Source organism: Lysobacter terrestris, from assembly GCF_014489475.1.
GTDB classification, from domain to species: domain Bacteria; phylum Pseudomonadota; class Gammaproteobacteria; order Xanthomonadales; family Xanthomonadaceae; genus Agrilutibacter; species Agrilutibacter terrestris.
The window spans coordinates 725344-737809 of the sequence record NZ_CP060820.1 but is presented as its reverse complement, the minus strand read 5'-3'; the positions used below and the strand labels follow the sequence as shown (position 1 = coordinate 737809).

The following is a 12466-nucleotide window of genomic DNA, read 5'->3' as shown; positions in this document are numbered from 1 at the left end:
CCGCCATGACCGAACCCGCATTTGCCCTGGAGTGGGAAAAGCTTGCCAACGAAGGCGCGTCCGACACGTTCACCACCGAACGCGCGCGCGTGTTCGGCGGCTGGCTGGTGCGTTTGACGGCCGGCACCTCGCAGTCGCTGGCGTTCGTGCCCGACGGCGAAGGCCGCTGGGACGGCGAGGACTTCGGTGAGGACGACTACGAGTACGAAGACGACGAGGAAGAGTCCGGCGAAGAGGACGAGGAGTCCGAGGACGCGGACGAAGAAGCCGAAGAAGGCGACGAGTGAGCACGCACGTGCGCCGCGCCGTGCCGACCGACGCCGCCGTGCTGGCGGCGCTGGGCGCGGCCACCTTCACCGAAGCGTTCGGCCACCTCTATTCGGCGCAGGACCTGCAGGCGTTCATCGACGAATCGCACGCGGTGTCCGCCTACGAGACGCTGCTGCAGAGCCCGCTGTACGCCCTGTGGCTGGCCGAAGCCGACGGCGAGGCGATCGGCTATGCGCTTGCCGGCCCCTGCGGCCTGCCGCACGAGGACGCCCGCCGGGAACACGGCGAGCTCAAGCGCCTGTACGTGAGCGGCCGCGTGCAGGGTGGCGGCGTGGGCGCAAAGCTGTTCGACCAGGCGCTGGCCTGGCTGGAACGCGACGGCCCGCGCCCGCTGTGGATCAGCGTGTGGTCGGAGAACTACGGCGCGCAGCGCTTCTACGCCCGCTACGGCTTCGAGAAGGCGGGTGAATACGAATTCATCGTCGGCCAGCAACGCGATCGCGAATTCATGTACCGGCGCGTGCCGCGCGGGTAAAACGGCGGCATCTCGCCCCCGAGCTCTCCGCGATGTCCCAGCGCGTCATCCTCGTCCACGGCATCTGGATGCCCGGCCCGGTCATGGCCTGGCTGGGCGCGCGGCTGCGCGAAGCCGGGTTCGACTGCACGACCTTCAGCTACCACGGCGTGACGCGCGGCCCGCAGGAGGCCGTCGCGCGCCTGGGCGACCTGCTGGCGCGGGACAGCGCGCACATCCTCGCGCACAGCCTGGGCGGGCTGGTTGCAATGCAAGCCCTGCACGACCACCCCGCGCTCGCGGTGGAGCGCGTGGTCTGCCTGGGGTCGCCGCTGCACGGCAGCCGCGCGGTGCATGGCATGCGCCAGCGGCCATGGGCGGCGGCGCTGCTGGGACAGGCCGCGCCCCTGCTGGAGCGGGGCTTCGAGCAATGGAGCGGTCGCGCGCAGGTCGGCTCGATCGCCGGATCGGTGCCGCACGGCCTGGGGCATGTGTTCGGCGACTTCGCCGACGCCCATGACGGCTCGGTCGCCGTGGCCGAAACCCGCCTGCCGGGGCTCGCCGACCATGCGGTCATCCGTGCCAGCCACAGCGGCATGCTGTTTTCCACCGAGGCGGCGCGGCTGGCGATCCGGTTCTTCCGTGCCGGGCACTTTGCCGGCGACGCGGACGCGACCCCGTAGGCCCAGCCCGGCCCGCCGGGGCAGGCCCGGGGCCGGGTACGCCTCTCAAAGCTGCGGCGCGCTAAAATTCCCGACTTCGTCACAAGTCACGGCACGGAACACCCATGGGTAGAGGCCCCTCCATCGAAGCCCGCAAGAACGCGGTCGACGCCCAGCGCGGCAAGATCTTCACCAAGATCATCCGCGAGATCGGCGTTGCGGCGCGTGCCGGTGGCGGCGATCCGTCCGGCAATCCGCGCCTGCGCGCGGCGGTCGACAAGGCGCTCGGCGTGAACATGTCCAAGGACGTGATCGAACGCGCGATCAAGAAGGCCACGGGCGAACTGGAAGGTGTCGTCTACGAGGAAATCCGCTACGAAGGCTATGCGCCCGGCGGCGTCGCGGTGATCGTCGACTGCCTGACCGACAACAAGGTGCGCACCGTGGCCGACGTGCGCCACGCCTTCGGCAAGTTCGGCGGCAACCTCGGCACCGACGGCTCGGTGGCCTTCATGTTCAAGAAGCTGGGCGTGCTGTCGTACGCGTCGGGCGCCAGCGAAGAGCAGATCACCGAAGCGGCGATCGAAGCCGGCGCCGACGACATCGTCGTGTACCCGGAAGACGGCGCGATCGACGTCATCACCGCGCCCGAGGCCTTCAACGACGTGAAGGCGGCGATGGAAGCCGCGGGCCTGAAGCCGGACCTGGCCGAAGTCACCCTGCGCGCCGACAACGACATCGCCGTCAGCGGCGATACCGCGCAGCAGGTCGTCAAGCTGCTGCGCTGGCTCGAAGACATGGACGACGTGCAGAACGTCTATTCCAACGCCGACCTGGGCGAGGACGCCTACGCCTGACCGGCGTAAGCTGCTGACGTGACCCGAATCCTGGGAATCGATCCCGGCTCGCAACGTACCGGCGTCGGCATTGTCGACGCCGATGCGACCGGACGTGCGCGCCATGTCTTCCATGCGCCGTTGCTGCTATTGGGCGAGGGCGAATTCCCGCAGCGCCTCAAGCGCCTGCTCGATGGCCTCGCCGACATCATCGAAACCTACAAGCCGGACGAAGTGGCGATCGAAAAGGTCTTCATGGGCAAGAGCGCCGATGCCGCGCTCAAGCTCGGCCATGCGCGTGGCGCCGCGTTGTGCGCGGCGGTGATGCGCGACCTGCCGGTGCACGAATACGCCGCCAAGGAAATCAAGCTGGCCGTGGTCGGGCAGGGCGGCGCGGACAAGGTCCAGGTCCAGCACATGGTCGGCGTGATGCTGGGCCTGCAGGGCAAGTTGCAGGCGGACGCGGCCGACGCACTGGCCGTGGCGATCACGCATGCGCACGTGCGCTCGACCGCGCTGCGGCTGGGCATCAGTACGAAACAAGCTTGGGGACGCAAATGATCGGCCGCCTGAAAGGCATCCTGGTGCACAAGCAGCCGCCGTGGCTGGTGGTCGACGTCAACGGCGTCGGCTACGAACTCGAGGCACCGATGAGCACGGTCTACGACCTGCCCGAGGTGGGGCGCGAAGTCGCGCTGTTCACCCACTACGCGCAGAAGGAGGACAGCGTCTCGCTGTACGGCTTCCTGCGCGAGGGCGAACGCCGCCTGTTCCGCGACGTGCAGAAGGTCACGGGCATCGGCGCGAAGATCGCGCTGGCGGTGCTGTCGGGCGTGAGCGTCGACGAGTTCGCGCGGCTGGTGCAGGCCGGCGACATCACCGCGCTGACCCGCATCCCCGGCATCGGCAAGAAAACCGCCGAACGCATGGTCGTCGAACTGCGCGACCGTGCCGCCGATCTGGCCGGCATCGGTGCGACCTTGAATACGTCGGGCGCGCCGGCCGATCCGCAGTCGGAAGCGGTGATCGCCCTGCAGCAACTCGGTTACAAGCCCGCGGAGGCGTCGCGCATGGCCGCGGCCGCCGTGGCCGCCGGCGACGACGCCGCCACCATCATCCGCAAAGCGCTAAAGTCCGCGCTTCGTTGACGCCTCACCGCCTCAGCGTTACCTACAGGGAAGGCCCATGGCCGTTACCAGCACCACCAACAACCACGCTCACGGCCATAACGGCCATGGCAACGTGGGGTTGTTCGGATTGATCATCGGCGCGATCGGCGTCGTCTTCGGCGACATCGGCACCAGCCCGTTGTACACGCTGAAGGAAGCGTTCACGCCGCATTACGGCCTGATCGCCAATCACGACACCGTGCTCGGCATCCTGTCGCTGATCTTCTGGGCGCTGATGATCGTGGTCACCGCGAAATACGTGTCCATCATCATGCGTGCCGACAACGAGGGCGAGGGCGGCATCATGGCCCTGATGGCGTTGGCCCAGCGAACCCTGCCCAAGGGCTCGAAGTCGGCGTATGCGGTCGGCATCCTCGGCATCTTCGGCGCGTCGCTGTTCTTCGGCGACGGCGTGATCACCCCCGCGATCACCACGCTGTCGGCGATCGAAGGCCTGGAAGTCGCGGCGCCGCAGCTGCACAGCTACATCGTGCCGCTCACCCTGCTGGTGCTGGTGGCGCTGTTCGCCTCGCAGCGCTTCGGCACCGAGAAGGTGGGGCGCGTATTCGGACCGATCACGGTGCTCTGGTTCGCATCGCTGGCGGCCATCGGCCTGCTCAACATCGGCCATGCACCCGAAGTGCTCAAGGCGTTCAATCCTGTGTGGGCCGTGAATTTCTTCATGGATCACGGCTGGCATGGCATCTTCATCCTCGGCGCGGTGGTGCTGGCGGTAACCGGTGGCGAGGCGCTGTATGCGGACATGGGGCATTTCGGCGCCAGGCCGATCCGCTATGCCTGGTATTTCTTCGTCCTGCCCAGCCTGATGCTGAACTACCTCGGACAGGGCGCGCTGTTGCTGCAGTACCCGGAAGCCGCCAAGAACCCGTTCTACCTGGGCGTCCCCGAGTGGGCGCTGTACCCGATGATCGTGCTGGCGACGATGGCGGCCGTGATCGCCTCGCAGGCGGTGATCACCGGCGCGTATTCGGTGGCGCGCCAGGCGATGCAGCTGGGGTACATCCCGCGCATGCTGATCAAGCACACTTCGAAGGAAACCATCGGCCAGATCTACATCCCCGGGATCAACTGGACCCTGATGATCGCGGTGATCTCGCTGGTGCTGATGTTCCGCACGTCCACCGCGCTGGCATCGGCGTACGGCGTGTCGGTGTCCGGCACAATGCTGATCGACACGATGCTGCTGGCGCTCGTCGCCCGGACCATGTGGCCAAAGGCGCGCCGTTGGGTGCTGCCGCTGTGCGTGCTGTTCGCCATCGTGGAAATCGCCTTCCTGATCGCCAACGGCATCAAGTTCCTCGACGGCGCCTGGTTCCCGGTGGTGCTGGGCATCCTGGTCTTCACCGTGCTGCGCACCTGGCGGCGCGGGCGCGAACTGCTGCACGCGGAGATCCGCAAGGAAGGCATCCAGCTCGACACCTTCCTGCCCGGCCTGATGCTGGCGCCGCCCGTGCGCGTGCCGGGCACGGCGATCTTCCTGACCGCGCAGACCGGCGTGGTGCCGCATGCGCTGCTGCACAACCTCAAGCACAACAAGGTGCTGCACGAACGCAACGTCTTCCTGACCGTGGAGACGCTCAACGTGCCGTACGCGCCGAAGGAGAAGCGCCTGAAGATCGATTCGATCGGCGGCGAGGACTTCTACCGGGTGCTGATCAAGTTCGGCTTCATGGAAACGCCGGACGTGCCGCTGGCGCTGATGCGCAGCTGCGACAAGGGCGGCATCCATTTCGATCCGATGGAGACCACGTACTTCGCCAGCCGCGAGACCGTGATTGCCAGCCGCCACCGCGGCATGCCGGTGTGGCGCGACAAGCTGTTCGCGGTCATGCATCGCAATGCGGCGCCGGCGACCGGGTTCTTCCGGATTCCGGGCAACCGGCTGGTGGAGCTGGGCGCGCAGATCGAGATCTGATGGGGGCGGGATTCGTGATTCGGGATTGGGGATTCGCAAAAGCGGACGTCCGGTCACGCCAGGGCAAATGTGCGAGCATTCCCGCCGTTACTTGTCCGAATCCCGAATCACTACTCCCGAATCCCGGCTTTCAATGAACGACCGCATCGTCTCCCCCGCCGCCACGCGCGAAGAGGACGCCATCGAGGCGTCGATCCGGCCCAAGCGCCTGGACGAATACCTCGGCCAGGCGCCGGTGCGCGAGCAGATGCAGATCTACATCGAGGCGGCCAAGCAGCGCGGCGAAGCGCTCGATCACGTGCTGATCTTCGGCCCGCCCGGCCTGGGCAAGACCACGCTCAGCCATGTCATCGCCAACGAGCTGGGCGTGAACCTGCGCCAGACCTCGGGGCCGGTGATCGAGAAGGCGGGCGACCTGGCTGCGCTGCTCACCAACCTGCAGCCGCACGACGTGCTGTTCATCGACGAGATCCATCGCCTCTCGCCCGTGGTCGAGGAAGTGCTGTACCCGGCGATGGAGGACTACCAGATCGACATCATGATCGGCGAAGGCCCCGCGGCCCGTTCGATCAAGCTCGACCTGCCGCCCTTCACCCTGATCGGCGCGACCACCCGCGCCGGTCTGCTCACCGCGCCGCTGCGCGACCGCTTCGGCATCGTGCAACGCCTGGAGTTCTACAGCGCGGAGGAGTTGACCCGGATCGTGCGCCGCTCCGCGCAGATCCTCGGCATCAATTGCGATGCCGAAGGCGCGGGGGAGATCGCCCGCCGTTCGCGCGGCACACCGCGCATCGCCAACCGCCTGCTGCGCCGCGTGCGCGACTACGCGCAGGTAAAGGCGAGCGGCGCGATCACCCGCGAGGTCGCCGACGCGGCGATGAAGATGTTGAAGGTCGACCCGGAAGGTTTCGACGATCTCGACCGGCGCCTGCTCACCACGATCATCGATGCCTTCGACGGCGGCCCGGTCGGCGTCGAATCGCTGGCGGCGGCGTTGAGCGAGGAACGCGGCACGCTCGAGGACGTGATCGAGCCGTACCTGATCCAGCAGGGCTACCTGGTGCGCACCGCACGCGGGCGCATGGCGACGCACAAGGCGTACCGGCACATGGGCTTCAAGCCGAAGGCCGGCGCAACCGGCCTGTTTGCCGAGCGGGTCGACAACGAAGAATGAGCCGCGGGGAGTGTGAGCACGTGCGCACTTCCCCGCATCGATCCATCACGATTGCGCCCGGCCGCAGCAGCGACTTCCACGCGCGATGGCATGCTTGCCGGAAGCCGGGTGCATCGCGCCGCGCGCGTCCACACTCCCGGAATTCTTAACGCATGTTCAGCCACCCCGTCCGCATTTACTGGGAAGATACCGACGCAGGCGGTGTCGTGTACCACGCGCAATACCTGGCGTTCCTCGAGCGCGCGCGCAGCGAATGGATGCGTGCCCAGGGTTACGGGCAGGAACGGTTGCGCTGTGAGCACGGCCTGTTGTTCGCGGTGCGTGCGATGCAGATCGACTTCCTCAAGCCGGCCCGGCTGGACGATGCGCTCGCCGTGACCGCAGGCCTGCAGCAGTGCCGGCGCGCCAGCGTGATCTTCCGCCAGGAAATCCGCCGCGGCGACGACCTGCTGCTCACCGCCACGGTCCGTGTCGCCGCGCTGGGCACGGACTTCCGCCCGACCCCCATCCCGCAACCGCTGTACGACGCACTGAACGCACTGGTGGAGAACGACGCATGACCCCCGCAATTCTCATGGCGATGCAGGCCACCGTGGAAGCCATTCCGGAAGACGCCCCGGCGCAGGCCACCGCGCTCGCCGACGGCGCCAGCAGCGGCGCCGCCGCGGCCAGCGCGAACCTCGACTTGCTGCGCCTCGTCCTTGACGCCAGCCTGCCGGTGCAGCTGATCATGCTGCTGCTGGTGGCCGGCTCGCTCGTGTCGTGGGTGATCATCTTCCGCAAGCGCAGCGTCATCGCCCGCGCACACAAGGAAGCCGAACGCTTCGAAGAGCGCTTCTGGTCGGGCGCCGAGTTGACCAAGCTCTACGCCGGTGCGACCCAGGGCCGCGGCCCGATCGGCGGCATGGAAGCGATCTTCGAGGCCGGTTTCCGCGAATTCGGCCGCCTGCGCCAGCGCAAGGGCGTGGACACCCGCACGCAGCTGGAAGGCGCGCAACGCGCGATGCGCGCGACCGGTTCGCGCGAGATCGACGGGCTGGAGCACAACCTCGAACTGCTCGCCAACATCGGCTCGACCGCGCCTTACGTCGGCCTGGTCGGCACCGTGTTCGGCATCATGGTGACCATGCACGGCCTGCTCGCCAGCGGCGCGCAGGTCGGCATCAAGGACGTGGCGCCGGGCATTTCCGAGGCGCTGCTGGCCACCGCCATCGGCCTGTTCGTCGCGATCCCGGCCGTGTGGGCCTACAACCGCTTCGCCAACGGCGTGGAGCGCCTGGCGGTGCGTTACGACGCGTTCGCCGAGGAGTTCTCCTCGATCCTGCAACGCCAGGCGCATGCCGACGAATAACCGGCAGGCCCGTGTGCAAACCACGCGAGCGGCCGGCAGGGATGAACCCCATTCCGAGCGCACGGCCGTTGCAGCCACCGGGCCCCACGCCATGACCGCGACCGCAACCAGGAAATCCGCATGACCGTCCTTTCCATGCGCCGCCATCGCAAGCGCAAGCTCAAGGCCGAGATCAACGTCGTGCCGTACATCGACGTGATGCTGGTGCTGCTGGTGATCTTCATGGTGACCGCGCCCCTGCTGACGCTCGGTGTCGATGTCGACCTGCCGCAGACCAACGCGAAGTCGGTCAACGCCAAGAACGATCCGATCGTGGTCAGCGTCTACCCCGACGGCAGCTACGCGCTCGCGGTGAAGGCAGGCAAGAACGAGGCGATGACCGCGCAGTCGCTGGAAGCGCGCATCCGCGCCATCGTCAGCCAGAACAAGGACGCATCGATCTTCGTCGCGGCGCAGGGCGAGGGCAGGTACCAGGACGTGATGAACGTGATGGAGCTGCTGCAGCGTGCCAACGTCAAGAAGATCGGTCTGATGAGCGATCCCAAGGGCGCCGCAAGCCCGGGTAGCGGTAAATGAAGGAAACTCCTGCCGATACCGCGCAGGCTTTCGTTCTCGCCCTGGTGCTGCACCTGGCGTTGTTCGCCGTGCTGTTCATCGGCCTGTGGTGGACGCGCAGCGCGACGCCCGCGGCGGCCGGGGCGATTTCCGCCGAACTGATGGACGCCAGCCAGCTGTCGTCGGCGATGCGGCGCACGCTGCAGCGCCAGCCCGAACCATTGCCGGTCGAGGAGCCCGAACCCGAGCCCTTGCCGGAGCCGCTGCCCGAACCCGTCGAGCAGCAGCCCAAGCCGCAGGATTTCATCCCGGTGCCGGACGAGGTCAGCCAGGACGCCGTCACCGAGCAACCGACGCCGACGCCCGCGGAAGAAAAGAAGCTGCAGGAAGCCAAGCGCCGCCAGGAGCAGGTCGACCTCACCGAGCAGGCGCGCCAGGAGGCCGTGCAACGCAACATGCGCATGGTCGAGCAGGACATCCAGCGGCAGAAGCAGCTCGAGGACATCCGCCGCCGCAAGGCCGCCGCGGCGCGCGAAGCGGCCCTGGCCGAACAGCGGCTGGCGCAGCTGGCCAACGCACGCGCCAGCAACGCGGCCGAAGCCGCCGCGCAGAACGACGCCACCGCTTCCGGCGCGAACGGAGTCGACGACGGCCTGAAGGCGCGCTATGCCGCGGCGTTGCAGGCGGCGATCCTCGCCAAATGGACGCGGCCGGACACCGTGCCGATCGGCGCGGCGTGCCGGCTGAGCATCCGCCAGTTGCCGGGCGGGCAGGTGATGGGCGTGGAAGTGTCTTCGCCGTGTTCGTACGACGAACAGGGGCGCCGCTCGATCGAGGCGGCGGTGCTCAAGGCGCAGCCGTTGCCGTATGCCGGCTTCGAATCGGTGTTTTCCCGCAACCTCAACCTCAACTTCCGCGCCGAAGACCGCTGACGCACAGGTTTGCCCATTCAGGTCTGGTCGTCCCGGCTTGAGGTGGCGTTAACCAAACTGTTGTTAAGAATGATGAAACTGAACGAGGCCGCGCGAGCGGACCGCCCTTGAGCCCTTCCCCCAAGCTTGGAGCGCTGATGAAGCCACTCTCGCCGCCTACCGGTCCGACCCGTTCCGCCCTGCGCTGGCTGGGCGCGTTGCTGGCGCTCCTGCTGCCCGTTGCCGCCAGCGCCCAGCAGGGCCTGGAGATCGACATCGTCGGCGGCAACGCCTCCGCGGTGCCCATCGCGGTCATTCCGATGCAGGGCCCCGCCACGCTGCAGACCGACGTCGCCAAGGTCGTGGCCGCGGACCTCAACCGCTCCGGTTCCTTCCGCAGCCTGCCGGACAAGGACATCGTCGAACGCCCCTCGCGCGGCAGCGAGGTCAACTACCCGACGTGGGCGGCTCTCAACCAGGACTACATCTTGGTCGGGCGCGTGCTCGATGCCGGCGACGGCGCCTATCGCGTCGAATACGAACTGTTCGACGTGGCGCGCAAGGAACGCCTGCTCGGCTTCGCGCTGAGCGCACGCGCCAACGCGATGCGCGACGTTGCCCACCAGATCGCCGATGCCGTGTACGAGAAGGTCACCGGCATCCGCGGCGCCTTCTACACCCGCATCGCCTACGTCACTGCCACCGGCACCGGCAAGGCCATGCGCTTCGCGCTGATGATCGCCGACAGCGACGGCTACAACCCGCAGACCGTGGTGCGCTCGTCCGAGCCGCTGCTGTCGCCGGCGTGGAGCCCGGACGGCGGCCGGCTCGCCTACGTGAGCTACGAAGGCGGCAATTCGTCGATCTACATCCAGACCATCGCCTCGGGCGCGCGCGAGCTGGTCGCCAAGTTCCGCGGCATCAACGGCGCGCCGTCGTTCTCGCCGGACGGGCGCCGGCTGGCGCTGACCCTGTCCAAGGGCGGCAATCCCGAGATCTACGTGATGGACCTGGGCAGCCGCGCGCTGACCCAGATCACCAACCACTTCGCCATCGACACCTCGGCGGTGTGGAGCGCGGACGGCAGCACGCTGTACTTCACCTCGGACCGCGGCGGCAAGCCGCAGATCTACCAGGTGCCGGCCTCCGGCGGCGGGGCGACGCGGGTGACCTTCCAGGGCGCCTACAACGCCGATCCGACCGTTTCCAGCGACGGCAAGAAGCTGGCGACCACGCAGCAGACCAGCGGCGGCTACCGCATCGCGATGATGGACCGCGGCGTCGGCGGCTCGTGGAGCAACCTCTCGCCGGGCGCGCTGGACGAATCGCCCAGCTTCGCCCCCAACGGAATGATGATCCTGTACGCCGCGCGCGAGGGACGCCGCGACGTGCTCTACGCCGTGTCCTCGGATGCGCGCGTCCGCCAGCGCCTGGTGCTGGCCGATGGCGACGTGCGCGAGCCGGCGTGGGGGCCGTACCGCGCCCGCAGGTGAGCGGCAAGGGTGGCTGGCGCCGGTTCCCGGACCGTGCCACTTCCGTCACGCTCCCCTGTTCATGTTGACTGGTAGTCTAGTTGGACCCGCTTGGATGCTCGTACGGATGCTCGCGACATCTCCCGCACCCCCCGCTTCACGCTCATAGACGAGGAAAGCCATGAACACCACCACTCGCATTCTTGTCGCCGCACTCCTGTGCGCCACGGCAGTCGCCTGTTCGAAGAAGGTGAAGGAAGTTCCGCCGGCCGACACCGGCCCCTCCACCACCGCCCCGACCACCGAGCCGGCCCCGACCACCCCGGGCGCCTACGGTCCGGAAGACCTCGACACCGACGCCTGCCTGCGCCAGCGCGTCGTCTACTTCGATTTCGACCAGGAAGCGCTGCGCCCCGAGTTCCAGGCCATCGTCGCCTGCCACGCCAAGTACCTGCAGGACCGTCCGTCCTCGCGCATGACCCTGGAAGGCAGCGCCGACGAGCGCGGCAGCCGCGAGTACAACCAGGGCCTGGGCGAGCGCCGCGGCAACGCGGTGTCGTCGGCGGTCCAGGCCAACGGCGGTTCGGGCGGCCAGATCACCGTGGTCAGCTACGGCGAAGAGCGCCCGACCTGCACCGAGTCGAGCGAAGACTGCTGGGCGAAGAACCGTCGCGTCGAGATCGTCTACACCGCGAAGTAAGCCGTGAACGGCTCCTCCCCCGCATTGCGGGGGAGGAGTTCAACGGTGCGAACTTTTTCGTTCCCGACGGTCCAATCCGACATGCGCCTTCGAATCCTGCTGCCGCTGCTGCTCGCCGCCCTCGCGTCCACGCCCGCCTTCGCCCAGCGCGTCAGCCTGGCCGACCGCGTCGCCGCGCTCGAGGCCCGCGCGAACAACAACCAGGCCAATGTCGACCTGCTGAACCAGCTCACCCAGCTGCGTTCGGAAGTGCAGGCCCTGCGTGCGCAGGTCGAGGAACTGCAACAGCAGAACCAGCAACTGCAGTCGACCGCAAAGGCGCAGTACCTGGACCTGGACGATCGCCTGAACCGCCTCGAAGGCGCGGGCCCCGTGCCTGCCACCCCGGCGGCGGCGACCGGCAAGCCGGCGACGCCGACCACCGGCAAGCCTGCGGCTGTGACCGCGACGCCGACCGTGCAGGACCACGCACCCACCGTGTACGGCGACAAGGGCGCCATCGCGCAGAGCGCCGGCGAACGCGCCGCCTACGACGCCGCCTTCAGTGCGCTCAAGGCCGGCCAGTACGTGCAGTCGGCCACGCTGTTCCAGGATTTCCTGCAGCAGCATCCCAATGGCAGCTACACGCCCAACGCGCTGTACTGGCTGGGCGAGAGCTACTACGTCACCCAGAATTACGCCCTGGCGCAGGAACAGTTCCAGGCGCTGCTCGACCGCTACCCGACCCACGACAAGGCGTCGGGTGCGCTGCTGAAGGTGGGCCTGTCGCAGTACGGCGCGCGCCAGTTCGAAGCCGCGCAGCGCACCCTGGCCCAGGTGACCAGCCGCTATCCGGGCACCGATGCCGCCCGCACCGCCGCCGACCGCCTCAACGCCATCCAGCTGGGCCAGCTCGGCAACAAGTGAGCGGACCGGT

General features: G+C 68.0%; 15 protein-coding genes. All 15 read left to right on the top strand.

The genetic code is table 11. From position 1 onward, the window contains the following. Nucleotides 1-5: 5 nt before the first annotated feature. Nucleotides 6-287 carry a DNA primase gene (locus H8B22_RS03485; protein WP_187712734.1) on the top strand — a complete coding sequence of 94 codons (282 nt, stop codon included), beginning with the start codon at nt 6-8 and terminating at the stop codon, nt 285-287. Beyond that, the gene (locus H8B22_RS03480; protein WP_187712733.1) at nt 284-805 is read left to right on the top strand and encodes a GNAT family N-acetyltransferase; all 522 of its coding nucleotides are present in this window, start codon (nt 284-286) and stop codon (nt 803-805) included. The genes H8B22_RS03485 and H8B22_RS03480 overlap by 4 nt, the downstream gene beginning before the upstream one ends. 32 nt (nt 806-837) lie before the next feature. After that, complete coding sequence (locus H8B22_RS03475) at nt 838-1467, top strand: esterase/lipase family protein (protein WP_187712732.1); 630 nt, start codon at nt 838-840, stop codon at nt 1465-1467. 104 nt (nt 1468-1571) lie between these two features. Next, nucleotides 1572-2303 carry a YebC/PmpR family DNA-binding transcriptional regulator gene (locus H8B22_RS03470; RefSeq protein ID WP_187712731.1) on the top strand — a complete coding sequence of 244 codons (732 nt, stop codon included), beginning with the start codon at nt 1572-1574 and terminating at the stop codon, nt 2301-2303. Between the two features lie 18 nt (nt 2304-2321). Next, on the top strand, nt 2322-2843 hold the full coding sequence (gene ruvC / locus H8B22_RS03465) for a crossover junction endodeoxyribonuclease RuvC (protein WP_187712730.1): 522 nt from the start codon (nt 2322-2324) through the stop codon (nt 2841-2843). After that, on the top strand, nt 2840-3430 hold the full coding sequence (gene ruvA / locus H8B22_RS03460; protein ID WP_187713513.1) for a Holliday junction branch migration protein RuvA: 591 nt from the start codon (nt 2840-2842) through the stop codon (nt 3428-3430). The genes ruvC and ruvA overlap by 4 nt, the downstream gene beginning before the upstream one ends. Before the next feature lie 37 nt (nt 3431-3467). Continuing rightward, entirely contained in the window at nt 3468-5387 is a 1920-nt protein-coding gene (locus H8B22_RS03455) for a potassium transporter Kup (RefSeq protein WP_187712729.1), read from the top strand. A 133-nt stretch (nt 5388-5520) separates the two neighbouring features. Further along, on the top strand, nt 5521-6561 hold the full coding sequence (gene ruvB, locus H8B22_RS03450; RefSeq protein ID WP_187712728.1) for a Holliday junction branch migration DNA helicase RuvB: 1041 nt from the start codon (nt 5521-5523) through the stop codon (nt 6559-6561). Nucleotides 6562-6713: 152 nt separating this feature from the next. Beyond that, a complete protein-coding gene (ybgC, locus tag H8B22_RS03445) occupies nt 6714-7121 on the top strand; it encodes a tol-pal system-associated acyl-CoA thioesterase (RefSeq protein WP_187712727.1) in 408 nt (135 codons plus the stop codon). Further along, nucleotides 7118-7912, top strand: coding sequence for a protein TolQ (gene tolQ, locus H8B22_RS03440; RefSeq protein ID WP_187712726.1), 795 nt, complete (start codon nt 7118-7120; stop codon nt 7910-7912). The genes ybgC and tolQ overlap by 4 nt, the downstream gene beginning before the upstream one ends. Before the next feature lie 120 nt (nt 7913-8032). Beyond that, nucleotides 8033-8488 carry a protein TolR gene (tolR, locus tag H8B22_RS03435; protein ID WP_187712725.1) on the top strand — a complete coding sequence of 152 codons (456 nt, stop codon included), beginning with the start codon at nt 8033-8035 and terminating at the stop codon, nt 8486-8488. Beyond that, the gene (locus tag H8B22_RS03430; RefSeq protein ID WP_187712724.1) at nt 8485-9399 is read left to right on the top strand and encodes a TonB C-terminal domain-containing protein; all 915 of its coding nucleotides are present in this window, start codon (nt 8485-8487) and stop codon (nt 9397-9399) included. Before tolR ends, H8B22_RS03430 begins: the two co-directional genes overlap by 4 nt. Before the next feature lie 137 nt (nt 9400-9536). Further along, on the top strand, nt 9537-10871 hold the full coding sequence (tolB, locus tag H8B22_RS03425) for a Tol-Pal system beta propeller repeat protein TolB (RefSeq protein WP_187712723.1): 1335 nt from the start codon (nt 9537-9539) through the stop codon (nt 10869-10871). 160 nt (nt 10872-11031) lie between these two features. Next, nucleotides 11032-11550 (top strand): peptidoglycan-associated lipoprotein Pal, encoded by a 519-nt coding sequence (pal, locus tag H8B22_RS03420; RefSeq protein ID WP_187712722.1) that lies wholly within the window; start codon nt 11032-11034, stop codon nt 11548-11550. A gap of 81 nt (nt 11551-11631) precedes the next feature. Then, a complete protein-coding gene (gene ybgF, locus H8B22_RS03415) occupies nt 11632-12456 on the top strand; it encodes a tol-pal system protein YbgF (RefSeq protein ID WP_187712721.1) in 825 nt (274 codons plus the stop codon). Nucleotides 12457-12466: the final 10 nt, after the last annotated feature.

Excerpts from the sequence above, each read along its gene's own strand:
- H8B22_RS03485 (WP_187712734.1), top strand. The coding sequence starts at position 6 with ATGACCGAACCCGCATTTGCCCTGGAGTGGGAAAAGCTTGCCAACGAA.
- H8B22_RS03475 (WP_187712732.1), top strand. The coding sequence starts at position 838 with ATGTCCCAGCGCGTCATCCTCGTCCACGGCATCTGGATGCCCGGCCCG.
- H8B22_RS03470 (WP_187712731.1), top strand. The coding sequence starts at position 1,572 with ATGGGTAGAGGCCCCTCCATCGAAGCCCGCAAGAACGCGGTCGACGCC.
- ruvA (WP_187713513.1), top strand. The coding sequence starts at position 2,840 with ATGATCGGCCGCCTGAAAGGCATCCTGGTGCACAAGCAGCCGCCGTGG.
- H8B22_RS03455 (WP_187712729.1), top strand. The coding sequence starts at position 3,468 with ATGGCCGTTACCAGCACCACCAACAACCACGCTCACGGCCATAACGGC.
- ruvB (WP_187712728.1), top strand. The coding sequence starts at position 5,521 with ATGAACGACCGCATCGTCTCCCCCGCCGCCACGCGCGAAGAGGACGCC.
- ybgC (WP_187712727.1), top strand. The coding sequence starts at position 6,714 with ATGTTCAGCCACCCCGTCCGCATTTACTGGGAAGATACCGACGCAGGC.
- tolQ (WP_187712726.1), top strand. The coding sequence starts at position 7,118 with ATGACCCCCGCAATTCTCATGGCGATGCAGGCCACCGTGGAAGCCATT.
- tolR (WP_187712725.1), top strand. The coding sequence starts at position 8,033 with ATGACCGTCCTTTCCATGCGCCGCCATCGCAAGCGCAAGCTCAAGGCC.
- H8B22_RS03430 (WP_187712724.1), top strand. The coding sequence starts at position 8,485 with ATGAAGGAAACTCCTGCCGATACCGCGCAGGCTTTCGTTCTCGCCCTG.
- tolB (WP_187712723.1), top strand. The coding sequence starts at position 9,537 with ATGAAGCCACTCTCGCCGCCTACCGGTCCGACCCGTTCCGCCCTGCGC.
- pal (WP_187712722.1), top strand. The coding sequence starts at position 11,032 with ATGAACACCACCACTCGCATTCTTGTCGCCGCACTCCTGTGCGCCACG.
- ybgF (WP_187712721.1), top strand. The coding sequence starts at position 11,632 with ATGCGCCTTCGAATCCTGCTGCCGCTGCTGCTCGCCGCCCTCGCGTCC.